At 46.0% G+C, this 22819-nt stretch carries 17 protein-coding genes; 9 read left to right on the forward strand and 8 right to left on the reverse strand.

Features of this window, described 5'->3' with window-relative positions:
• Positions 1 to 210: 210 nt before the first annotated feature.
• The 6 genes from KWJ01_RS08805 to KWJ01_RS08830 all read left to right on the forward strand — a co-directional run bounded on the left by KWJ01_RS08805 (position 211) and on the right by KWJ01_RS08830 (position 9027).
• Positions 211 to 1842 carry a hypothetical protein gene (locus KWJ01_RS08805; RefSeq protein ID WP_224996063.1) on the forward strand — a complete coding sequence of 544 codons (1632 nt, stop codon included), beginning with the start codon at positions 211 to 213 and terminating at the stop codon, positions 1840 to 1842.
• 48 nt (positions 1843 to 1890) lie between these two features.
• Positions 1891 to 4131: a TonB-dependent receptor gene (locus tag KWJ01_RS08810; RefSeq protein WP_224996064.1), complete on the forward strand. Its 2241-nt coding sequence runs from the start codon at positions 1891 to 1893 to the stop codon at positions 4129 to 4131.
• Positions 4113 to 4910 (forward strand): DUF4249 family protein, encoded by a 798-nt coding sequence (locus KWJ01_RS08815; protein ID WP_224996065.1) that lies wholly within the window; start codon positions 4113 to 4115, stop codon positions 4908 to 4910. Before KWJ01_RS08810 ends, KWJ01_RS08815 begins: the two co-directional genes overlap by 19 nt.
• Positions 4911 to 5209: 299 nt before the next feature.
• Positions 5210 to 5761 carry a CHRD domain-containing protein gene (locus KWJ01_RS08820; protein WP_224996066.1) on the forward strand — a complete coding sequence of 184 codons (552 nt, stop codon included), beginning with the start codon at positions 5210 to 5212 and terminating at the stop codon, positions 5759 to 5761.
• Positions 5762 to 6229: 468 nt separating this feature from the next.
• Positions 6230 to 7021, forward strand: a complete 792-nt coding sequence (locus KWJ01_RS08825) for an alpha/beta fold hydrolase (RefSeq protein WP_370634697.1) — start codon at positions 6230 to 6232, stop codon at positions 7019 to 7021.
• A 2-nt stretch (positions 7022 to 7023) separates the two neighbouring features.
• Positions 7024 to 9027 carry a PAS domain-containing hybrid sensor histidine kinase/response regulator gene (locus tag KWJ01_RS08830; RefSeq protein WP_224996067.1) on the forward strand — a complete coding sequence of 668 codons (2004 nt, stop codon included), beginning with the start codon at positions 7024 to 7026 and terminating at the stop codon, positions 9025 to 9027.
• A 257-nt stretch (positions 9028 to 9284) separates the two neighbouring features.
• Here the strand turns inward: KWJ01_RS08830 and KWJ01_RS08835 are convergent, their stop codons facing one another.
• Positions 9285 to 9761, reverse strand: a complete 477-nt coding sequence (locus tag KWJ01_RS08835; protein ID WP_224996068.1) for a hypothetical protein — start codon at positions 9759 to 9761, stop codon at positions 9285 to 9287.
• A 173-nt stretch (positions 9762 to 9934) separates the two neighbouring features.
• Positions 9935 to 10648: a membrane or secreted protein gene (locus KWJ01_RS08840; protein ID WP_224996069.1), complete on the reverse strand. Its 714-nt coding sequence runs from the start codon at positions 10646 to 10648 to the stop codon at positions 9935 to 9937.
• Positions 10649 to 10755: 107 nt separating this feature from the next.
• Between KWJ01_RS08840 and KWJ01_RS08845 the strand changes: the two genes are divergently transcribed.
• The 3 genes from KWJ01_RS08845 (at position 10756) to KWJ01_RS08855 (ending at position 14737) form a co-directional block, all read left to right on the forward strand.
• Positions 10756 to 11784 (forward strand): alpha/beta fold hydrolase, encoded by a 1029-nt coding sequence (locus tag KWJ01_RS08845; protein WP_224996070.1) that lies wholly within the window; start codon positions 10756 to 10758, stop codon positions 11782 to 11784.
• A 123-nt stretch (positions 11785 to 11907) separates the two neighbouring features.
• The gene (locus KWJ01_RS08850) at positions 11908 to 13515 is read left to right on the forward strand and encodes an alpha-amylase family glycosyl hydrolase (protein WP_224996071.1); all 1608 of its coding nucleotides are present in this window, start codon (positions 11908 to 11910) and stop codon (positions 13513 to 13515) included.
• 112 nt (positions 13516 to 13627) lie between these two features.
• Positions 13628 to 14737, forward strand: coding sequence for a site-2 protease family protein (locus KWJ01_RS08855; protein ID WP_224996072.1), 1110 nt, complete (start codon positions 13628 to 13630; stop codon positions 14735 to 14737).
• A gap of 2 nt (positions 14738 to 14739) precedes the next feature.
• Here KWJ01_RS08855 and KWJ01_RS08860 read toward each other — a convergent pair whose 3' ends face one another.
• The 6 genes from KWJ01_RS08860 to KWJ01_RS08885 form a co-directional block, all read right to left on the reverse strand.
• Positions 14740 to 15261 carry a hypothetical protein gene (locus tag KWJ01_RS08860; RefSeq protein WP_224996073.1) on the reverse strand — a complete coding sequence of 174 codons (522 nt, stop codon included), beginning with the start codon at positions 15259 to 15261 and terminating at the stop codon, positions 14740 to 14742.
• A gap of 376 nt (positions 15262 to 15637) precedes the next feature.
• Positions 15638 to 15829: a cold-shock protein gene (locus KWJ01_RS08865; RefSeq protein WP_224996074.1), complete on the reverse strand. Its 192-nt coding sequence runs from the start codon at positions 15827 to 15829 to the stop codon at positions 15638 to 15640.
• 508 nt (positions 15830 to 16337) lie between these two features.
• Positions 16338 to 19061: a YCF48-related protein gene (locus KWJ01_RS08870; RefSeq protein ID WP_224996075.1), complete on the reverse strand. Its 2724-nt coding sequence runs from the start codon at positions 19059 to 19061 to the stop codon at positions 16338 to 16340.
• Between the two features lie 187 nt (positions 19062 to 19248).
• A complete protein-coding gene (locus KWJ01_RS08875) occupies positions 19249 to 20079 on the reverse strand; it encodes a hypothetical protein (protein ID WP_224996076.1) in 831 nt (276 codons plus the stop codon).
• A gap of 175 nt (positions 20080 to 20254) precedes the next feature.
• Entirely contained in the window at positions 20255 to 21916 is a 1662-nt protein-coding gene (locus tag KWJ01_RS08880; protein ID WP_224996077.1) for a serine hydrolase, read from the reverse strand.
• A 75-nt stretch (positions 21917 to 21991) separates the two neighbouring features.
• A complete protein-coding gene (locus KWJ01_RS08885; protein ID WP_224996078.1) occupies positions 21992 to 22804 on the reverse strand; it encodes an AraC family transcriptional regulator in 813 nt (270 codons plus the stop codon).
• Positions 22805 to 22819 lie beyond the last annotated feature (15 nt).

The raw sequence follows: 22819 nt of genomic DNA on the forward strand, positions 1-22819 counted from the left end.
ACTTAGCATGTAGTGTTTACTCTGCTATAGTATTGCTTGTGGTTTCTTTTCTATAATCAGATAATGTTTTTCAGCTCCTCATGCCGACCTGAGAGGTTGAATTATGGGCTGTTCTTTCATAAAACGCGCGTATGTAATTTCATTGCTAACAAAGCACATACTTGGTAGTGATAGTTTATTAAACTTGCGCTAAAAAATTTTAACTCCTCTATGTATAAGCAAAGATTATCGGGCCTGGCCATATGCTGCCTTGCCCTTTTTGCCAGTTGCTCAGACAAGGACGTTCAGGCAGATAACGAAAGGCTTGAAAAGGAATTGGCTGCAGAAAAAAGCAAAACAATTACCGCTCTCAAAAAAGAAGGAAGCGAGCTGGTAATTACCTACAGCAATGGTACCAGCCAGCGCGTAGCCTTCACAGAGGCAATGCAGGGCGACCTGGCCCTTCTGAATGGTCAGGACGGTGTGGGTATACAAAGTATTACCTACAACGAGCATACGGGTATCATGAGGATTACCCTCACCAACGGAGATGTAAGCGAGTTTAAGATCAGTGGTACCGGTGAGAACTGGTCGGCCGTACACCTGGGCGATACCAACGGACGCTTATTTCTGGAAGAAGTAATGCTGGGTTCTGTACCTGTTGTAAAAGCACAGTATAATGCAGACTACCAGCTTACCTACCTGGAGAGTAACCAAGTTGTGGATCTGGAAACGCGTAAAATATTTGATTTATCAAAAAACTACCAGAATGGTAAACTCTCTAGCTATGTTTTACAAGAGTATGCTGAACGTAATGAAGTGAAGTATTCTTCGGTATGGCATAATTACAGTGATCAGTATGTAGATCAGTCTCAATACAAAGGTGATCACTATACAGAATCAAACAATGATGGTACATTCACCGGTTACGAGCTGGTATACAGCAGCAGCCAGGAAACATACAGATACCGCAAGTACCCTAACTGTATTTCATTACTGCCAGGGCAGGCAGGTTATGATGATTATGTAGTATCAAAAAAAATCAGTGATACAGAATATAAGCACTACTATCATATTTCTAGCTTTGATGATGAAGGTATGTATGTGCAGTGGTTTCAGTTGTGGGAAACAATTACCCTGGAAGGATTTATAGAAGCAGGTGATATATATAATACCGAGGTGGTTAAGCTTGAAACTGACGCCGAAGGCCGTATTACCCGTATGTATGAGTCTGTTGAAGGTAACGAAGAGCCAGGCAGCTATATTGACTACACCTATACTGCTGCCGGACTTATAAAGGATACCAAAGCTTACAGCAAAGATGAAGCGGGTAATTGGGGAGCAGATGGTGTTACGCTTACCTATACTTACAACAGCAATAATAAGCTGGTTTCTACTACTGAAACTGATAGCGAAGGCAACACAAAAGAAATACAGAAGGCTGTATACGATGCTCAAGGCAACCCAACCGAAATCTGGGCTTATACTGAGGCAGAATGGGACTGGCGCTACGAATACAACCCTGTGACGGCCAGACACGAAGAGTTAAAGATTCTTGTGCGTGAAGCAGGTCTGCATAAAGTAGCCATCCTTGAGTACGATTATAAGCTGAAGAATTTCTTTGGCAACACCATTACAGCCCTAGTACCGGAACTGGATGGGTATAAAACTGTAAACGCGCTTAAGCGTGTAACAGTGCCAAATAACTATTCTTATGGCAATATGGAATACCTGGAGTTTGATGAGTATGGCTACCCAAGCCGCGTTTCCATGACAGGTGCCTATTTCGAAGAAGATGGTGATCTGGAAGGTACTGCCAACCTGGAGCTATTGCTGAAATATAAAGTAAAGCCTAAGGAATAGCATGCTTTAATAAATGCCCTTTACCTTTCGTAAAGGGCATTTTCTTCTATGAAAAGCCCTCTTTTGCTCCTTTGCTCTTTTCTATTTCCCTTTCTGCTGCACGCCCAGATCAGGGGCAGTGTTTACGATGCAGAAAACAGGGAACTATTGCCTTATGTGCAGGTGAGAACAGGTGATACCCTGATCCTGACCAGTCTTGATGGTGCGTTTAGCCTTAAAGCACAAGAGGAGAGAGGCGCCGTGCCAGTACATTTTAAGCATGGCTTTTATAAAGATACTATACTGCTGCTGCAGCCAGGCACCACTACCCAGGTCTTCTTAACACCACTGGCTGCCAGTTTGCAGGAGGTTGAGATTGTGGCCAGCCCTGATCATACAGCTGCCTTAACAGAAACAAAGCTGTTGAGCAGGGCAGCGCTTGAAGAGATCCGTAGCCCTTTGGGGGAACCAGACCTGATCAGGGCGTTGCAGAGTACCGCTGGAGTGCTGCAAACTGGAGAAACCAAAAGCGGCCTGTTTGTACGCGGAGGTACCAATGCCCAGACTGCTGTGCTAATGCAGGGGGTACCTGTTTTTAACAGCGCTCACCTGCTGGGCATCAACAGTTCTCTTGATCCCGATGCATTTCAATCCAGTACACTGTATAAAAGTGCCTATCCTGCCAGTGCGGGTGGCTGGCTATCGGCATACCTGCTTACAGAGCCCCGGGCGCATGGTGTAAAAGACCACCAGCTGAAGGTTGGGCTTGGCATATTAAGTTCTGATGTTTCTTACCAGCGCTACCTGCCAAAGCTGAAAACAGGCATTTATGCAAAAGCAAAGTCCTCTTATTACCAGCTACTGGCAAAGCTCTACGACGAGCTTCAGGTTAGTAGAGAAGGAGAAAACACCCTGCCCGATTATGCCTTTGGCGATCTGAACATACAGCTAACTACCCAGCTCCCTGGGGGAACCCTTTCTCTGATGTTATTTGGCAGCAATGATCGTTACAAAGCTGCAAACGAAAAAATTACCCTTAATGCATCCTGGGGAAACAGGCTTGTTTCTGCCCGCTGGAGGCAATCGCTGGGAAGCACCTGGCTGGAAACCACCCATGGCTTTAGTCATTATGCTTTTGCTATGGAGCACCAGCGGCATGAGACAGATCGCATAGAGCAGGGTAGCAGTGCCTGGCTAAGCAATGTGCTGCTTGGCTTTCCACTTGCTAAAAAAGGTGTGATAGAAACGGGTGCCTTTCTGCAAATGCTGCAGTCACAGTCTGTTGCCAGAAATTATGATACCGAGCACCGACAGTTAAGCAGAGATGTGCTTAGCGAACAGCTTTATACCAGTGGCCTGTTCATTCAGGCGCAGCTGGATTATGGCAGCTTTGGCCTTTCAGCTGGTAACCGCCTCTACCTGTATAACGGCAGTTTGTTACCGGCACCTGGTGCACGTGTACAATATAAAAATACCAACTGGGCAAGCCCCAGCCTCTATTACGACAGAACCTACCAGTTTCATCAGCAGGTAAATGTGCTGGGCATCAGCATGCCTTTTGATTTTCTGCGCCTGGCTTCCCGTCAGATTCCACTGCAACAAGCAGATCAGCTGGGGCTAAGCCTCGGAAAAGAACTTGGGCGCTACCAGCTAAATGCTGGTCTGTATCATCGCTGGCTGCAGGGGCAGCTCTACTACCCCAATGCAACAGTGCTCCTTAAAGATTATGCCCAGGAGTTTACCGCTCACAAGGGCCGTTCAGCGGGGCTGGAGCTGGAATTTCAGGCAAACTGGCAGCAGCTTAAGCTAAATGCCGGCTATACACTTGCATCTACAAAACTGGCCCTGCCGCCTGTGGGTGGCCATACAGAATGGGTTTTCCCGGTGCAGGATGTGCGTCATCAGCTCAATGCAGGCATAAACTGGAAATTTGGCAGAGGTTGGCAGCTGGCAGGGCAGTGGTTTCTGCAAACAGGCAGTCCCTACACCTTTCCGGAGGGTTTACTGCCGGTGCAGGGCATGACGCCGGGCTATAATCCAGTGCCAACCCCTCAGTTTGGTGCTTACAACAACATACGTACCCCGCCTACGCACCGGCTCGATGCTTCAGTGTCGTATCGCAGACAAAAGCGCCGGGGCTGGGGCGAGTGGAACTTCGGGATCTACAATGTATATAACCAGGCCAATCCCTATTTCTTTTATTTTGAAGTGGTGCCACAGGAGGATGGAAGTGGCAGGATAGTTGCCAAACAAAAATCCCTACTACCATTAACACCAACAGTAAGGTACACATGGATGCTAGAATTATAAACGCTCTCACCTCGCTTTTGCTGGTGTTCCTATCCTCCTGTACGCTCCAGGAAGAGGCTGCTTTGGTATTGCCCCAGGGAAAGGATAGTTACTTTGTAGAGGCCTACCTGACTCCGGATGCCCCCCTGCGGTTAAGTTTGAGCCGCACCAATAACTTTCAGGATGATCTCTCGCTTAGGCTGGTTTGGTATGCAAGTGCTTTTGTAAGTACCCCCGATACCTCGATGCAGCTGAGTAACTTTTTCTACCGCGATGCTAAGGGTGGAAAGCTATTTAACTATGCAAACGCCTACAAACTCCCGCACAACATGAGCAGTGGGGATTCTATCAGCATCCGCATTATCAGTGAATCACTGCAGGATACGCTGTATGCAGCAACAGCGGTGGTTGCACCAGTGCAGATTGAAGAGTGGAAATTGCAAAACAACCTGCTGCAGCTCTGGTGCAATAATGGAGCAGATGCAGCAAACCGTTATTTTGCAGTATATGTTGAAAGTAGTAAGGGGGATGCAGAGCTCCGGAAAACCTATTACTACAACTATACCTCGATTGCTGATGAGCAACTTAGCATAAGCCTGCAGCTAAATGAGGAGGAGCAGCTTAATAAAGTTATCCTGTACAGGATAACGGAGGCCAACTACCATTTTCAACTGGCGCTTCAGCAGGCTTCCAAGTCAAACATAGATCCATTCGAACCACCCGTAGCTCTTCCTTCAAACATCAGGGGCGGTCAGGGTATTTTTACCTACTGCACTACCGATACGCTTTCGCTGCTATAGATCTTCAGCATATTGCAGCATCGTTGTAGCCTTTTACACACAGCTGGCTTCAATATGCAAAACGTTACTTTTTGCCATCAACACATCATGCAGTTATTGATTCTGATGGCCTGATGTTAATCTTTCATTCGTCTCAAAAAATTATTTTCATTTTACACAGACTGCAGGCAACCAATGGAATAGCTGCGGGCGTACTGGCATAAAGCTTTAACCGGACGCATGTACCGGCACAGAGCAGATGCATCAACAGGATTGAACTTTACGGCAGCCAGTCATTCTCAACTTAATTTTTATAACTAATGAAAAAGCAAATTTTACTCTATGTGTCTGCTCTCTTTCTCGTTTTTACGGCATGTGACGACAAAGGTGTTGATCCTGTAATGCAGGATGCAAGCGCTAACAAAAGCACCTCCAGGGTGGTAAACTTAAGAGCCCACCTTAGCGGCGATCAGGAAGTGCCGGCAGTTGAAACAAATGCAACCGGCCAGGCTATTTTTCAGCTTAGCAAAGATGGTACGGAACTGCATTACAAGCTGATGGTGGCAAATATCGAAAACGTGCGCATGGCCCACATACATATGGCGCCGGCCGGTACCAATGGAGGTGTGGTGGTGTGGCTGTATCCTGATGGTCCTCCGCCGGTGTTGATCCCGGGCCGGTTTAGCGGCATTCTGGCAGAGGGTACCATTACTGCAGCCAATCTGCAGGGTGCGCTTGCGGGCAGCTCCCTTTCCGATCTTGTTAACCTGATGATTGACGGACAGACGTATGTAAACGTTCATACTCTGCAGTATGGGGGTGGTGAGATCCGGGGCCAGGTAAAAAGCAATGCAGTGCTGGATCCATGGTAAGCACTCTTCCCTTACTGGATTACTCAGCTTAATTAGGGATGGTGCGTGTTTAATGTGGCTTGTTAGAAGTCTAAAACAGGAGTTCCCTATTGTATAGATGAGCAGCAGCTTTGGTTTGGTAAAACGAGCCGAAGCTGCTGCTCTTTTTTTTCAATAGTTACCTGTTGGTGTGTTTTGCAGCTGCTGGGTTAAATTTTAACACAGACAATTAAATCTTTGGCGATCAATATGATTACCCGCTGATAAAGTATGTAATGGGCTAAAGGTGCAGCGTAGGGGCTACAGCATGAAAAGCATCGATGCGAGGCGGCAAATAAAAAGCCTGTGTTGTGCAAATGTTATTGACTGTGTTAGGTCCACGGCTTTGGAATAGTCTGTAATGTTCAATAAATTTAATAAGAACATATTCAAATGTTTAACAAAGAATAACCAAGCATTGCATAATTGCCTATTTTACCCCTGATGACCATGGATGTGAGGAAGCGTTTTAATGTAAATATTTTTGGAGAGGGAGCGCAACATATGCTTTTTGCCCATGGCTTTGGGTGTGATCAGCACATGTGGCGGTTTATTACCCCTGCATTCCAGAAGCATTTTAAAGTGGTGCTGTTTGATTATGTGGGCCATGGCAAGTCCGATAGCAGCGCTTATAACCCGGGGAAATACAGCAGCCTTAAAGGTTATGCCAGTGATGTGCTTGAGATCTGCAATGCCCTTTCTATAAACAATGCCATTTTTGTTGGCCACTCTGTAAGTGCCATGATTGGTGCACTGGCTACCATTGAGCAGCCTTCGGTTTTTGCAAAGCTGGTGATGGTGGGGCCTTCTCCCTGTTACATCAACAAAGATGATTATTACGGGGGATTTTCCAGAGAAGATATCGAATCCCTGATCAGCTCCCTGGAGAGCAATTACCTGGGCTGGTCAAGTACCATGGCGCCCGTTATCATGGGCAATGCCGATAAGCCTGAACTGGGGGAGGAGCTAACGAACAGTTTTTGCAGCACCAATCCTGAAATAGCAAAACAATTTGCCCAGGTTACTTTTTTCTCTGATAACAGGGATGACCTCCTGAAGCTCACGGTACCAACGCTTATTCTTCAATGCTCTGAAGATGTGATTGCTCCCCTGGAGGTCGGCAATTTTGTAGCAAAGCAGGTGGCTCTGAGTAAACTGGTATTTTTAGAAGCAACCGGTCATTGTCCGCACCTAAGTGCCCCTGAAGAAACCATTGCCGCCATTCAACCTTTTATAAATTAAGCTTGAAGGAAAATAAGAACGATGGGGATAAGTACATTGCAGCAGCGCTCATAGAAGATAGTGCGGAAGATCTCTATGAAAATGCCCCTTGTGGTTATCTTTCCACGCTCCCCAATGGTCTTATCGTAAAAATCAACAGTACACTCCTGAAGTGGATTGGCTACGAGCGCCATGAGGTTCTGTTCGAGAAAAAGCTTCAGGATTTTGTTTCTATTGGCGGAAGAATCTTCTACGAAACCCATCATACTCCTTTGCTTAAGATGCAGGGTTTTGTGAACGAGCTGAACTACGAGCTGCTGCAGAAAAAAGGAGGTTCTCTGCCGGTTTTACTTAATGCAGTTCAGGTGAAAGATAGTGCGGGAAACCCTGTGCTCAACCGTGCTACCATTTTTAATATCACCGACAGGAAAAAGTATGAGGTGGAACTCCTGCAGGCCAAAAAACGGGCTGAAGAAGCAGTAAAAGTTAAAGCTGCTTTTCTTTCTACCGTTAGCCATGAGTTTCGTACCCCCATGAATGCAATTATTGGTATTGCCAATCTCCTGCAAAGAACTGCGCTAACACCCCAGCAGGCACAATACATCGATGTCCTTAAATTTTCATCAGAGAACCTGCTAAACCTGATCAATGACATACTTGACTTCAGTAAAATAGAATCGGGTAAGATTGCGCTCGAAGAAAAAATCTTCAATATCAACCATTTGCTATACAGCATCCTGCATGGGCTGCAGTTCAAGGCCGAGGAAAAAGGGCTGCAGCTTAATTTACAGCTCGATGACAATATTCCCCCAAACCTGTATGGAGATCCTGTAAAGCTGGGGCAGGTAGTAACTAACCTTCTTGGCAACGCAATTAAATTTACAGAACAGGGATCTGTAAGCCTGCAGCTGCAACTGCTGGAGCGCAATAAAAATACTGTTGTTCTGTCAGTGGTGGTGAAAGATACAGGTATTGGAATTTCGGAGGATAAGCAGGAAAAGATCTTTGAGGAGTTTGCCCAGGCGAGCCCGGAAATTGGTATAAAATATGGTGGAACAGGCTTAGGACTGGCAATTTGCCAGCGCCTGTTACAATTGTTTGGCACTAAGCTTTCTGTTAAAAGCAGCCTGGGTGGCGGATCTGAATTCTTTTTTATCCTGCAGTTGCCCATTGGCCGGGAAGCGGCGGCCGAAGACCTGACAGGAAGTAGTGCTCCAGCAGCTAAGCAGGCATTGGATGGCGTACGGCTGTTGCTGGCAGAAGATAATGCCATTAATGTAATGGTGGTAACAGAGTACTTAAAGGAATGGGGGGTGCTTTATGATTTGGCATCCGATGGGAATGAAGCAGTGGCACTTGCCCGCAGAAATACCTACGATATAGTACTGATGGACCTGCAGATGCCTGGCTTAGATGGATATGGCGCAAGTATTGCCATTAGGGCGCTAAAGGAAAAAGATTGCAGCAAGCTGCCAATCATCGCATTTACAGCCTCGGCAAAATTTGATTTCAAGGAAAGAATAGAGGCTGCAGGAATCACAGGCCTGTTAAGTAAACCCTTCAAACCTGAAGCACTGTACGCTGCCATAGTGCGGTACGGTGCAAAAAAAACAGGAGCAGAAGCCGGTGGTTTAGTTGCCACTCCGGTTCCCGAAGCACACCAGCCCCATCAGCATACACAACAGCCCGGGGAGGTAGTATCGCTGCGGCAGTATCAGAGCATAACCCGATCTAACAGTGCCACATTTAAAAAGCTGCTGCTCTTAACAATTAATCATTTTCAGGATTATAAAAAATGCTTTTCTGAAGCCCTGCTAAGCAGAGATGCTGAAAAGATGGGAGAACTGGCGCACAAGATAAAAATGTCGCTGCAGTTGCTGGAAGCTAAAGAGCTTGAACATGCTATAAGCATCAGTCGCTCCCTCCTTGTTTCTGCAGATATAAACAGGCTCCGGCAGGCAAATGCCCATCTTGTAGAATCTTTTGAACGGGCAATTGCTGCCCTGAAAAAGCACGTTCAGGCCTGAAGCATAACAGCGCCAGGCCTTTTTTGGAGTATGCTACAACATGGAAGAGCCCATCATCATCTGTAAGCGCCTCTTGCCGTAACAGCCCCAGAGGCCGCCTGAACTGGTAGTAAACTGGTAGCCCTGGAGAGTAGTTTAGCACATAATTTTCTTTTTGCCCAACGCTTATAAAACTGTGCAGCCAAACCAGATACCTATCAGCAGCAGGCAGCGCAGCCGGGCAAAACGCAGGGGAGGAGGGGGTAAGTAGTGGCAGGCTAAATATGCACAGAATCCTGCATATGCGTTGTCTTTAGGCGCTGCATGGCTGCAAAAACCATAATAAAACCGTAAATCAGGGTTTCCACAAAAGCAATAAAGGCAATAAACACAGGATTGAAATCAATGCTGATGTTGGTAGCCTCGTTGATGGAGGTTATAAATTGTTGATTGATCAACCCGTAAACAGCCAGAAACACGGCAAAGATCGCAGATCCTGTCAATACAACAAACATACCCAGGCTTAGTCCTTTCAGGTAGGTCCAGTGATTAAGGGTGTGGTGTTTAAAATATTGCATGCCCCGGTAGGCAAACAGAAACACAAACACAAGATTAACAAAACGCAGCCATATTTCATCTTCCCAGCCAAACAGGGCCATCAGCAGAAAAAAGCCGGTATTAGCACCTGCCAGCATAAGTCCGTATTTAATCCCGATTTGTTCAATAGTAATCCGGTGTCTTTGTACGCTATCCATGATGCCTCCTTTTTTATTAAGGAACATGGATAGCGCTAAAGTGTTAAGGAAATTTAGAATATAATAGGCTGAAAATGAGTAAAGTATAGGATTTATGTGATGGCTGCTGGTAGGGCTTAATCCTCAGGGGTTGCTGTTTAATTTTCGGCTCCAAAGTCCTGAACTGTGTAGGGTTAAATTCCCACAGACTGGCGAGTAGACCATATTTCGTACAGGGGTTCTCCCTTGCTGTTATTGCCGCTGTGATGCCATTTGCCATCGCGTAATTCGTAGTTAAAATCCAGGCTTGCACCTACGCGTGCGTTGTCTCTGGAAAAAAACTCGATGTTTTCTGTGTACTTGCCATCCCTGGTGGTGTAAGAGCCCCCGCCGGTACCAAAAAAATCGCCGGTTTCGCTGTTGTAGGCAATCCACTGAAAGCGGGTGCCCGAAAGGATCTTCATGGTTTTACGTGCTCCCGGAGTCATGGCGTTCATTTTTCCGCTTTGTTCACGTCCGGTAATCAGCCAGGCTCCTTTTAGTTCACCGGGCGTGCCATTGTCAATTCTTTTCCAGCTTTTGCCACCGGCAACAAGGGTGTTGTCCTGCAGCTTATAGGCCAATGCTTGCCGCTGCCCTACCAATTCTGGATCTCTGGTGTTAAACTCCCACTGTAAATCTATATTGCCATCTTTGGTGAGTGACCATTTACCTCCCTCGGTATTGATGAATTCAGGCGTAGCTGTTTTGTAATAGGTAATGGAAAAATGATCATCTTCTATGATCCAGAGGCCCTGGGTACCGTCTGGCAAACTAACTTCCCAGGCGCCTGTTAGCTGCTTCGCAGCCGAGGGCTGCACCTGAAGTGCTGGTGTTACCAGTGATAAAAGCAGTATAAGTAGTAGCATAAACGTAAGTTTTGAGTGAGACTAACATAACGTGTTATAATAACGTAAAAGTTAATATCCTTGATTGTACAGCCTACGGGTAAGTCTGTTTTTTTTAATATAATCTAATGAGAAAAGTAGCGCAGATAGTGTTTTACAGCCTGCTGTTTATCTCGATAATATTTGTTTGTTTAGGAGCGCATTACTACGTGCCGGATATACCCGTTGAAGCACTTAACAAAAAGTATGGAGTTGAACCTTCTGATTATATTGAAGTAGAGGGGATGCAGGTTCATTACAGGTTTGAGGGGCTGGAGTCAGATTCGGTGCCCGTGGTACTGATTCATGGCACAGGTTCTTCTTTATTTACCTGGAATGGCTGGACAGAGCAACTAAAGGATGAGCAGGCTATTCTGCGCTTTGATCTCCCCGGCTTCGGTTTAACAGGCCCTCATCCTACTGGCGATTATAGCATTGAGACCTACCTTGAGTTCCTGCACATCCTGCTGAAGCACTTAAATATCAAAAAGTGCGTGCTGGCAGGTAATTCCATAGGAGGGGAAATTGCCTGGCGATACACACTAACCTACCCTGAACAGGTTCAGCAGCTGATTTTGATTGATGCCGCTGGTTATCCACTGGAAATCGACGAAATACCATTCTCAGATTTACCCATATCATACATGATCATGCGTGTACCTGCGCTTAGAGAATTGATGGAGATGATGACCCCGCCGGAGGTGATCAGGGGCAGCCTTGAATTTCTGTATGGCGATAATGAGAAGGTAACAGCTGAGCTTGTTGAATTGTATTTCGATATGACCTGCCGCGAGGGAAATCGGGAGGCTCTGACTGAACGGATGGAGAGTATCGCACAACCCTCGCCATGGGAGCAGCTGTCATCCCTTACATTGCCGGTACTGGTTATCTGGGGAGGTCAGGATAAACTGATACCGCTGCAGCATGGCAAGCGCTTTCATGAAGACCTGCCAAACAGCAGCCTGTTTGTGCTTGACCAAGCAGGACATATGCCTATGGAAGAATTACCGCAGGAAACGGTAGCAGAGGCAGATAGATTCCTCAAAACCTCCCTGCTTGCAGCACCAGCTGTTTTCCCGGGGCATATAGGGGTTAGTGAGGGTATGCCTACACGTTAAGGATCTTACTGCTGTGTTGATCACGAGGGTATTCTACCCGATTTGGACATTGCTGTTAGCTGCAGGCGTATAAACAGCAAGCTGCATTTTGGTGTTTGGTAATTTAATATTAACAGGCACACAATGGCAAAGGCAACACAGGATCTATGGTGGAAATCAGGCATTATTTATGAGGTCTATGCACGTTCCTTCCAGGACTCCAATGGCGATGGCATAGGGGATATCCGGGGTTTAATTCAGCGGCTGGATTACCTGCAGTGGCTGGGAGTAAACGCTGTATGGCTAACGCCCGTTTACCCATCGCCCATGAAAGACCTGGGCTATGATATTTCTGACTACACCGGCATAGATCCTGTGTTTGGAAAACTGAATGATTTTGAGGAACTGTTAAATGAAGTGCACAGCCGTGGCATGAAGCTGGTTGTAGATTTTATTCCAAACCACTCCTCCGATCATCATCCCTGGTTTCAGGAGTCGCGCTCCTCAAAAGATAACCCAAAGCGCAACTGGTATATCTGGAAAGATGCAGGGCCGGATGGCGCAGAACCTAACAACTGGCTTAGCGTGCTGGGCGGACCAGCCTGGGCGTGGGATAAGCATACCGGGCAGTATTATTACCATACCTTTCTGAAAGAACAGCCAGAGCTGAACCTTAGAAATCCCGACGTGCTGAAGGCAATGCTGGAAGCCATGCGCTTCTGGCTCGATAAGGGCGTAGACGGTTTCCGGGTAGATGTAATGTGGTACCTGATCAAAGATGAAAAATTCAGGGATAATCCCGTTAATCCGGATTACAAGCCCGATATGCCCAGCAGCGAACAGCTGATCCAGGCCTACTCCAGCAACCAGCCCGGGGTGCATGATATAGTACGCCAGTTCCGCAAACTGCTGGATGAGTACAGCGAAAAAGTTATGATCGGAGAGCTGTACCTTTCCATCAACAAAATTGTAGACTATTACGGGGCCAACAATGGCGGGGCTCATCTGCCGGGCAATCACCAGCTGCTGCTGTTGCCTTGGGAGGTAAAAAAAGTTGCTGCTGCCATCGATAAATACGAAGCAGCCCTGCCGGATGGGGCATGGCCTAACTGGGTGATCGGAAACCATGACCAGCCCCGCGTGCTCAGCCGCATTGGGAGGGGGCAGGCAAAAGTAGCGGCCATGCTATTGCTAAGCCTGCGCGGAACACCCATTATGTATTATGGCGATGAGATAGGCATGGAGAATGTAGAAATACCGCGTGAGGAGCAAAAAGACCCGCAGGGGCTGCTCATGGAAAACAACAAGAGTCGAGATCCGCAGCGTACACCCATGCAGTGGGATGCATCCGAAAATGCAGGTTTTACCACTGGCAAGCCATGGCTTCGTCTGCCTAAAAGCTTTGAACAGCAAAATGTTGAGGCTCAAAAGAAAGATCCTCATTCGCTTCTTAATTTCTACAGGCAGTTAATTCAGCTGCGCCAGAAAGAGCCGGCATTGATGATGGGCGATTACTATCCCGTACTTACAGATGGAAAGCTGCTTGCCTATATCAGAAGAGGGAAGGGCAGTACTTCTTTCCTGCTTGTTTTAAACATGACAGATAAAGCTGTTGATTTCAAACCAAAAGACAGAGGTATCAGGGGCAGGGTTGTACTCTCCACCAACCGGGATTGGGAAGAACAGGAGCTAGAAACAGGCAGCCGACTGGAGGCTAACGAAGGTGTGCTTGCCCGCCTAGCAGATACGTGATCTGATAAAGCACGGCTGCACGATTGATCGTGGTTTTTCCCTGTTTTTGCTAAGCAACAGCACAATGCGAAAGGCAGGTCGCAGTCCGAAATTTTTTAAACAGATAATTTTTATGAAACGGCAGCTCTCTTTGTACATTGGCCGGTTTGCCGGCATTAAGGTATACATTCACTGGACATTCTGGATCATCCTTGTGTGGGTGTTTTATATGTATTACAACATCAACCAGGATGCTGGCGAAGGCCTGAAAGGGGTGCTGTTTATACTTGCGCTCTTTGCCTGCGTGGTGCTGCATGAGTATGGCCATGCCCTTACCGCCAGGAAGTATCACATCAATACCCGGCGCATTACCCTGTACCCCATTGGCGGTATTGCCAGCCTGGAGGCTATGCCGGAGAAACCGGGGCAGGAGCTGATGGTGGCGGCTGCAGGCCCCCTTGTAAATGTTGTTATTGCTGCAATCCTGTGGGCGTACCTGCAGTTTAGCGGGCAAATGCCCGATTTTGCCTCTCTTCAGAATGCCGACCCTGCCGATCTGCAGCAGATCGACCTCCCGTTTGCTTTTAACCTGCTGGTAGCAAATATTATCCTGGTGGTATTTAACCTTATTCCTGCCTTTCCCTTAGATGGTGGCAGAATGCTAAGGGCATCGCTTGCGTTTGGCATGGACCGCACCAGGGCAACCCGCATTGCAGCCACCATTGGGCAGCTACTGGCAGTTGCCTTTGTGTTTTTTGGTTTCTTCTTTAATTTCTGGCTGGTGATCATAGGCTTCTTTGTCTACCTGGGTGCCGGATCAGAAGCCAAATACGAAAGCATCAGAACAGGGCTGTCTGATTACAGGGTGGAAGATGTGGTGATGAGGAAATTCAGCCTGCTGTCGCCGGAAGATACCCTGGATAAGGCAGTGCAGTTGTTGCTGAACAGCCAGGAGCATGATTTTATAGTGGCCGCTGAAGATAGGGTGGTAGGGGTGCTTACGCGCAAGGAACTGATAAAGGGGTTATCAGAAAATGGTAAAACAGCGCCTGTATCGCAGGCCATGAGCCAGGATTATATTGTGCTGCACCCCAATATGCCCCTGCAGGAGGTTTACCATAAGATGATGACGGGAGCAAGCACGGTAAACCCGGTTATTGAAAATGGCAGGTTTATAGGCATCGTCAACAAAACCAATATCGACGAGCTGCTGATGGTAGACTCCGCCCTTAGGCAATCTTAGTTTCAGATGGTATACAGGCTTACAGGCTGCAGTACGCTGCCTGCATCTTCATTACAAGTAAGGGGGGTGGTCGGGTAACTATAGTGCAACTGCCCGTTTATGCTGTCCCTGCCTGTTTTATTCTGATTCAGCAACCATTCCCTGGCCACCTCTGCATCGTTATGGCAGAATACACTGTAGTTGCCATTGCACACTTTCTCAAAGCCCTGCAGCGATAGTTGTGCGAAGATGTTATCAGAAACTACTACTGCCATATATTTAAGGCCTGCTTTTTTTGCTCTTGGATTCCAGCTTGCAGCATACCAGCTGTTTGCCTTGTTCCAGGGGCCGGTAATTTTTTTGTTGCAGATCAGCGTTTTCTGTGACTTTGTTTCTTCTATCATGGCCAGGAGTTCTTCTGACCCCTGTTTTACCATTTCCAGATCGAGGTAGCCATCCCAGCCTACAAAGATGTATTCTTCTTCAGGAATAAAGGTTAAGCTGACAAAGACACTGCCATTAGGGCGTTTTAAAGTCCTTTCCATCTTTATTTTTGTCAAAGCAGGATTTTAGAACAAATCAGTGGTTTTAAATAGCGTAAATGGTAGCAATATATTGACAGTTTTGCTACACAATAAAAGGCCAATAATAAGCTGTTGGTTAGATTGATGGCTTTGTATGCACCGACTTATCGGCGAATAGAAAAGGCTTCACAGACATTTATTAAAAATATGGTTTATTTTAGTTTATGTCAAACTACCGCATCAAAAAATATGCAGGAATTATCACTAAATTCTGACATGCGATTATTGCTGATTGATGCGGCTGATCTAGGGCGCTGGAACAGAATACTGGCAGGAAAGGGCACAAAAAAAGCCTTGCTGTAAGCAAGGCTTCTTCAATGATGGCTTATATTTAAAACTAAGCGCGTTTAACGTTAACCGCGTTTAGTCCTTTTCTTCCTTCCTGAAGGTCAAAAGTTACTTCGTCATTTTCTCTGACCTCGTCAACAAGCTCTGAGATGTGTACGAAATACTCCTGATTTGTTCCTGTCTCTTTAATAAAACCGAATCCCTTCTGTTCATTAAAAAATTTTACTGTTCCTGTATTCATTGGTAATTTGTTCAATATACACCTACTACATTTTATGCGGCAGATGCGTTCATTAATTTGTACAAAAATGAATAAAAAGTTTACAATCTCCTATTAAAACCTTCTAAATAGCATAAATACTTCTAATAGTCTCATTATAAAGTGGAAATGTGCTTAACAAATGTTATTGCTCTTCGGCAGTAGGTGGGTTAGCCGCTTAAGATGAAAAAGAATTTAAAAAAAAAAGCCCTGCGGCATTGAATGCTGCAGGGCTGGTGTATGTATAAATAGCAGGTGGCTAATTTAATCGCGCTTGGCTTTCTTTTTGGCCAGCTTATCGGCTTTTTTCTCTTTAAGGCTTTTTGCCGGCTCTTTCTTTTTTTCCTTTATGGAAGATTTTTCCTTTGACTTAGACATTAGTAGTGTTGTTACAGATGCTGAATTGCAATTCTTCAGGAAGATAACCCATATTAAGCTGCTTTAATCCCGACTGCCTCTAAAAAAAAGAGAATTTTTGAAAACAGCAGCTTTACCGAGCTCTGATCTTTACTATGCGTCTTGAGATTATTTGCTGATCTTCCAGCATTACAGTGTAGATGCCTGGAGCCAGGTGCCTGATATCTACAGTGAATGTGCCCTCTGCAGAAGCTTTGCCAGTATGCTTTTCTACCAGTTTGCCGGTGCCATCGTAAATTTTTACCACAGCTGCTCCTGACTGCACTGGAGCGGCCTCAAAAATAATGACATCAGACGTTGGGTTTGGGTAAACCAATGGCTGTGCAACTGCAGGGTCGCCGGCTGCGGTTACTACCTTTACACGCAGTGCCTGGGCTACACTTGCCGGGCTGTAATTATTATTGCCTGCCTGGCTCGCTTCTATTGTTGTTTCGCCTGGGGCCTTAATGCTAAGTATGTTGCCATCAACAGTGGCTACTGCTGTATTAGTGCTGCTGAAGCTAAGGGGCAGCCCTGCGTCGGAACTTGCCTCCAGCTCAATCGGGGCTGATCCTGCATTTACTTCTTCCGGTAAATTGAAAGAAATATGCTGGGCCTTTTTATGTACAGTGAGGGGTTGTGCAACAACTGCTGCAGCCTCATAAAGATCGTTACCCGGCTGATGCGCCCTGATTATGGTTTCACCGGCTCCTACAATTGTCACTACGGCTCCGTTCACAGTGGCAACACTGGTATTGCTGCTGGTGTAATGTACGGGTAAAGCAGAACTTGCTGTAGCGGAAAGGCTGAAGTCTGCATCCAGGTAGGTTTTTTCGGTGAGTGCATCAAAGCTAATCCATTGTGACTGCCTGTTTCCCAGGCTTTTCCTGAAAAACTGTCCGTAACCACCGCTTGCTAAAAGGTTACCCCCAACCAACTGTAGATCACTGATACCATTAGCGATATAATCACCAATAACTTCTTCTGTCCAGCTTTTTCCTGCATCGTCAGATTTCCAGATCCTGCCATAAGTGGTGCGGCCACTGTAGGCAGAGCCGCAGGCATATACCGTAGAGCCATTAACAGCTAAAAATTTGTAGACAGTGGTTTCATTATTGAAGGGTTGAGCTACGGGAGTCCAGGTGGCTCCGCCATCTTCGGAGTAGCAGACCCTGGCAGCGCTGAAGTATGCCACCGCCCTGTTTGCATCAAGAAAAGTAACGTGCTGTAAGTAATCCTGGCTAAAGCTGCTAATCTTTGTCCAGCTATGGCCACCGTCATCAGATTTAGAGATGCCACTGGTCTGTGAAATGTAGAGGCTGTTCTCTACCTCTTCAATGTCCATGATAGAGCCTTCACCTTCAATAGAGAGTACTTTCCATGTTGTTCCATGATCGCCCGATTTTAATAGAAAGTTTCCTTTTGGCTGAATGGCTGTACCGCATATCAGCAGGGAGTCCTGGTGCTGGAGCATATAGCTCCTGTACAGGAAGGTTACCGGCAGGTCAAGCTTTGATAATTTACCATCTGTTAATTTAAAGGCAGTGCCCCGGTACCCTGGTAAAACACCGTTGTTTTCGTTCTGCAGGTAAAAGTCTGCTATTGGCAAATAAACAGAACCATCTACCATCTGCCAGTTAGTTCCGCCATCAGCTGTTTTAAACAAGCCTCTTCCGCTGCTGGCATAGCCCGTCTGATGGTTATAAAACTTAAATGCTAAAAAGTGGGGGTAGGCTTTATTTCTGGATACCCAGCTTTCTCCGCCATCCTGGGTAGTAAGAATACTGCCCCCGGAGCCAACGGCAACACCTTTATGCTCATCGCTGAACAGGAAATCTGTTATGATGTTTACATCCTGGTATAAGAAGACCGGTAAGGCAACCTCCTCCCAGCTTTGTCCCAGGTTTTCTGTTCTGTATAGCAAAATCCTGCTCTGTTGGTCAATGCCGTACAGAAAGCCCTTTCCATTGTTTTGCCAGTATGCCTTATGGATGTACCTGAAATTATCCGGAGAGTTTTTAGTCCAGCTTAGGCCACCATCCAGCGTGTAGTAGGTTTCATCATACTCCTGCGAGTTGGTAAGATGCGCAAAGCCTTCACTTTCATTCAGGAACTGTATGTTTATTTCCCTAAAGTTCCAGTTGGTGGGAATGGTAACCTGCTGCCAGTTTCTGCCACCATCAACCGTCTTCATGACGAACTGGGTGAACCCAAAGTTCATAACAATGTCATCCGACTGGTAGCCGGATACATAGCCCACATTTTCATCTATAAAGTATACATCGGTAATGGCACGGTAGGGAATGGTCTTTGAGTCCCAGCTTAGGGTGGTCCAGGTATCTCCGCCATCTGTTGTCTTGAATATTTTATTGAAATCACCTACGGCAAAGCCTGTTTCTGCACTTACAAAAAACAGGGAGCGGAAAAAGGCACTCGACGAGTATTTTGCATTATTGGGGCTAAGCTCTAAAACAGTTTTCCAGGATGCACCCGTGTTTTCGGTTTTGAAAATCTTATGTTCGTTCACCAGGAATGCGGTGCTGGTACTGGTAAAGCAGATATCCCAATAGGCTGAAGCGGGTGTTACCGGGGGCAGCTTAAAATTTTCCTGTAGAGCCCAGCTGTTGCCGCCGTCTGAAGAAATGGCCAGACTATGCCCTGCAGCATACAAAAGGCTACTGTTAGGAGGGCTTACCACAGCTCCAAAATACTGGTTGATGGAAGATTGTGGATGAATGGTTTGCCACTGTGCAAGCAGGGGCTGCATGGCTGTTAAAAACAAGAGCAGCAGGGGGAGGGAGTGCTTAAACTGTTTCATTTAAACTCTAAAAATCATTGCAGGATTGAGGGTGTGTAAAAAAGGTCTTGCCGGAACAGCTGCTGCAGCTGTTCCGGCAAGAATTCATTGTACCGTTAGCTTGCAGCAAAAAAATGTTACAGCCGGGTAGTCGCTATGGTCAAAAGCATATCTGCCCGCTGATAAAGCATTTTCAGTCTCTGTTTTGCTATTCCAGGTAGGTATAGGATTCGTCCAGGTATTGTTTATTTTCGTTGCTGACCAGGAAAAGCTCGGTAGGCAAGCCTTTCTCATTGTAAGAATAGCTGTAACGAATCTCCTGCTCCTGTGGAACGCTGCTGGCAGAAAATGTATAGTCTTGGAGTACATTGTTCCTGGAGGATGCCAGCGGGCTTCCCAGGTACTGATCGGTTACTTTATAAAAAGGATTAGGTTTATCATCGTATGTATATCTCGATTCGCCAGACAATACATGGGTGGCAAGACTGTAACTTTTAATAGTGGTAATATTTTCGTTTACATAGGTGTACAGGCTGTAGTAAGAAGGGGAGCCATCATGCTGCACACTGGTAGTTTTAGATAGTAGCTCACCCTGGTATTCATACTGTGTGGTATGCTGTTTCTGCAGTTTTTCCTGGTTATCTTCCATCCAGTACTCCATGGTACTGATCTTCCCCTTGGTATAGGAAAGTCTAACTTCCGCAAACTTATCTTCACCAATAACCCTGTCTATTCTCACCAGTTTTCCTGCTTCATAAATGAAATCTTCCTGGAAATCCACCTCATTTCCAGTGTTGTACCAGTCTTTGTGCTGCAGTTTGCCTTGGCTGTCATAAATAAACTTAACCAGGCCAAAAGACCCGTCGGCGTGATAAAATTTCCTGGTGCTGATCCTGCTGCTCGGCTCATTGATTTCAAGTGGCACGGGCGTATAGTTCTCGTCATCGGCGCAGGAGAAAACGGCAACACAAAGTGCCGCAACCAGTATTCTGTTGATGGTGTTCATCAGCATGGCTAGTGGTGGTGAAAAAATGTTCAAGTGTTTGTAGTATGACAGCCAAATATATGGGAATGGTTGGCTGGCTGCAGGTTAATTTTTTTGTAGTTAAAGAATATTGATATGAGCGGCAAACCGTATGTATGGCAGGCTATCTGTAGTTTGTGGTGAAGGGACTGAAAGGCGCTGACTGCGCCTGTTAACTGTAGGGCTCTACTTACCGGGTTTTGTTATTTATTACTGCAGGCAGCACATACAGCTCCATCATTTCCTGTACCTGTGAATGGCTATAAGGTGCACCGTAGGCGGTAGCAGTAATTACCACCACCAACGGCAGATTTTTGAATATAAAAATAGCATTTCCCCCATTTCCGGCACTGTAAAAAGCTTCGTAAGGCTTGCCATTTACACTAAACTGTTTGTTCCAGAAGAGGTAGCCATAGTATTCGTTTTCTCTTTCAGGAATAGCCTTGTGTCGGGTGAAGGTTTCTTCTACCCAATCTTTAGAAAGTATCTGTTTGTTATTCCATTTACCTAAATTCTTGTACAACTGGCCATATTTTGCATAATCCAGGGAGCGCATCTGCAAACTGCCGGCTGTGTTGGCTACTCCCTGTGGGGTGTGCTGCCATTTATAAGCTGTAATACCCAATGGCCTGAATAGTTTTTCATTTGCATATTTCTCCAGCCCCCCAGGTACTGTTTTATGTAGTATGTCGCCCAGCAGCACCACCCCGGCAGTAAAATATTTCCATGCTTTTGCGGGCTTTGCAGTATCAAGGGGCAGGTCCAGGGTAAATTTCACCCAGTTTTCTGTGGGGTACATATTTTCTTCATTTCCCGGTGAGAGGGACAAGGCGTCGTTGCCATCAAATGCCGAGCTCATGCTTAGCAGGTTTTTGATGGTAATATTTTCTTTTTCTGGAGTGTAGTGGGCAAAATTTTTCAGCGTATAAAATTCTTTCAGGCTTTGGTTCACATGTGCCAGGTGTCCTTCCTGTAAAGCAATGCCAGTTAGGGTTGAGGCAAATGATTTACCTACAGAACGTGTATCATGTAGTGTGTTACGATCGGCACCGTTGAAGTATTCTTCTATCAGAAGTCTGCCATTCTTTACTACCACCAGACTTGTGATATCGATGAGCATATCTTCGTCAATGCTTGCCTTCAGTTCTCTTATTTTGCTGCTGTCGAAGCTTTCTTTCGAGATGGCCCAGCCCTCTGCCGGTATTATCTTATTCAATGTTACTTTTGAAGTATCAATCTGTGGTTTTCTGATAGTCAACTCAAGCTGCCCTGCTGCAATTACCTCACCCACCACCAGTTCTGGATTGTTCACATATGGGCGAATTTCAATTTTAAGTTTATGCTTACCCTCTGTGAGTACCTGTTCGCCACCACTGCCCAAAAACCTGCTCCATAGAAATCTGCTCCAGATGTGCTCATTTTGAGTGCTTAAGAGGGGCACAGTCAGCAAAGTGTTTGTGTTTTTTGTTTGGGCACTGCCAGCGCCCGGATGCAGGTTTTCCTGGTATATTGGCTGGCCGTCTACATAAAAAGTAAACTGGTAATTTCCCTGCAGCACAAGTTGCTCCGGCTGCAGGTTCGGGGCTAAAGTGTGGAGATAATTCGTTAGCGAATTATCCATAAAAGCCAGCAGGTTCAGATCAGCCTTTCTCTTCAGTAAAAAAGAATCCAGAAAGTCTGCTTCTGTATAATGTTCAGCAGGCTCTATATCTGCTGCAAACCTGATCTTGCCTATATTGGCTTTGTGCAGAGGAGAGGTGATGCCGCTGTTTACAACCAGGTTACTTTGCTGTGCCAGGAGTGTTGCTGTGCATGCCAAAATCAATAAGCTTGCTAATAAGGAATGTCTCATACCTGTTAGTTGTATTTGTACCCAAAACAAGCAAGAAACATAAATGTAAAATAGAACAGATTTAACATACAGACTTTAAACTATCAACAGCTTTCTGTATTGAGATGGAGTAATGCCGTTTTCTGTTTTGAAACACCTGATAAAGTGGCTCTGGTCGGCAAAGCCGCTGGTTAGCGCTATTTCTGTTAATGAAAGCGCTTTGCTGGGTAATAGGGAGAGAGATTGCTGTACTTTTACTTTTCTGATGTACTCGCCCGGGCTACATCCAAAATATTTTCTGAAGTCCCTGGAGAGGTGTACCGGGTGAATTCCCAGTATTTGTGCCAGTTCTCCTACTGTAGTCAGCTCAACAGCAGCTGTGTTGTGCAGTATTTCTTTCAAAGCTGCTACCCACAGGGGAGTTTTTTCGGAGGTGCTGCTGTGTACCACTGCCATGCGGCTTAAAAGTTCAATCAGCAAGACCTGAACTGACAAGGAACTGCTGCTATGGTTAAGTTTGGTTTCTTTGAAAATGCGGTACATCAAACTTTTCAGATCGGGATGCTGCAGGCTGATGCTTCCTTGCAAAGCACTCAAATCAATGTCGAGTTTCTTAAACCAATTGTGTTCCAGTTCAATATGGAAGCCGCGGGTAAACCCTTTGGGCTTTATGTTATAGTGCGATTCCTGCCAGTTGTGAAACAAGAGGCTTCCGGCAGAGCAGTTATAAGTTTCCTTCTTGTTTCCCTCAAGCACCCGCCCTTGCAGAATAAAGGTAAAATAGGCGTTTTCGTGATAATGCCAGTCTACCTTTTCATGGGTGTATTCTGTATCTGTAAGGGTAATGCCCTCCAACTGTATGGTTTGGTTGGTTTGTCCAAAAAATTGCCCTGTTTTCAGGTTTTCCATCTTCGGCAATAAGGT

The organism is Cesiribacter sp. SM1 (genome assembly GCF_020178975.1).
In the GTDB taxonomy this organism is placed as follows: Bacteria; Bacteroidota; Bacteroidia; order Cytophagales; family Cyclobacteriaceae; genus Cesiribacter.

Bases quoted from the DNA above. Each gene is read 5' to 3' on its own strand.
- KWJ01_RS08865 (WP_224996074.1), bottom strand. From the start codon at position 15,829: ATGAATACAGGAACAGTAAAATTTTTTAATGAACAGAAGGGATTCGGT.
- KWJ01_RS08885 (WP_224996078.1), bottom strand. From the start codon at position 22,804: ATGGAAAACCTGAAAACAGGGCAATTTTTTGGACAAACCAACCAAACC.
- KWJ01_RS08815 (WP_224996065.1), top strand. From the start codon at position 4,113: ATGGATGCTAGAATTATAAACGCTCTCACCTCGCTTTTGCTGGTGTTC.
- KWJ01_RS08825 (WP_370634697.1), top strand. From the start codon at position 6,230: ATGGATGTGAGGAAGCGTTTTAATGTAAATATTTTTGGAGAGGGAGCG.
- KWJ01_RS08820 (WP_224996066.1), top strand. From the start codon at position 5,210: ATGAAAAAGCAAATTTTACTCTATGTGTCTGCTCTCTTTCTCGTTTTT.
- KWJ01_RS08880 (WP_224996077.1), bottom strand. From the start codon at position 21,916: ATGAGACATTCCTTATTAGCAAGCTTATTGATTTTGGCATGCACAGCA.
- KWJ01_RS08845 (WP_224996070.1), top strand. From the start codon at position 10,756: ATGAGAAAAGTAGCGCAGATAGTGTTTTACAGCCTGCTGTTTATCTCG.
- KWJ01_RS08850 (WP_224996071.1), top strand. From the start codon at position 11,908: ATGGCAAAGGCAACACAGGATCTATGGTGGAAATCAGGCATTATTTAT.
- KWJ01_RS08870 (WP_224996075.1), bottom strand. From the start codon at position 19,061: ATGAAACAGTTTAAGCACTCCCTCCCCCTGCTGCTCTTGTTTTTAACA.
- KWJ01_RS08855 (WP_224996072.1), top strand. From the start codon at position 13,628: ATGAAACGGCAGCTCTCTTTGTACATTGGCCGGTTTGCCGGCATTAAG.
- KWJ01_RS08860 (WP_224996073.1), bottom strand. From the start codon at position 15,261: ATGGAAAGGACTTTAAAACGCCCTAATGGCAGTGTCTTTGTCAGCTTA.
- KWJ01_RS08805 (WP_224996063.1), top strand. From the start codon at position 211: ATGTATAAGCAAAGATTATCGGGCCTGGCCATATGCTGCCTTGCCCTT.
- KWJ01_RS08810 (WP_224996064.1), top strand. From the start codon at position 1,891: ATGAAAAGCCCTCTTTTGCTCCTTTGCTCTTTTCTATTTCCCTTTCTG.
- KWJ01_RS08840 (WP_224996069.1), bottom strand. From the start codon at position 10,648: ATGCTACTACTTATACTGCTTTTATCACTGGTAACACCAGCACTTCAG.
- KWJ01_RS08835 (WP_224996068.1), bottom strand. From the start codon at position 9,761: ATGGATAGCGTACAAAGACACCGGATTACTATTGAACAAATCGGGATT.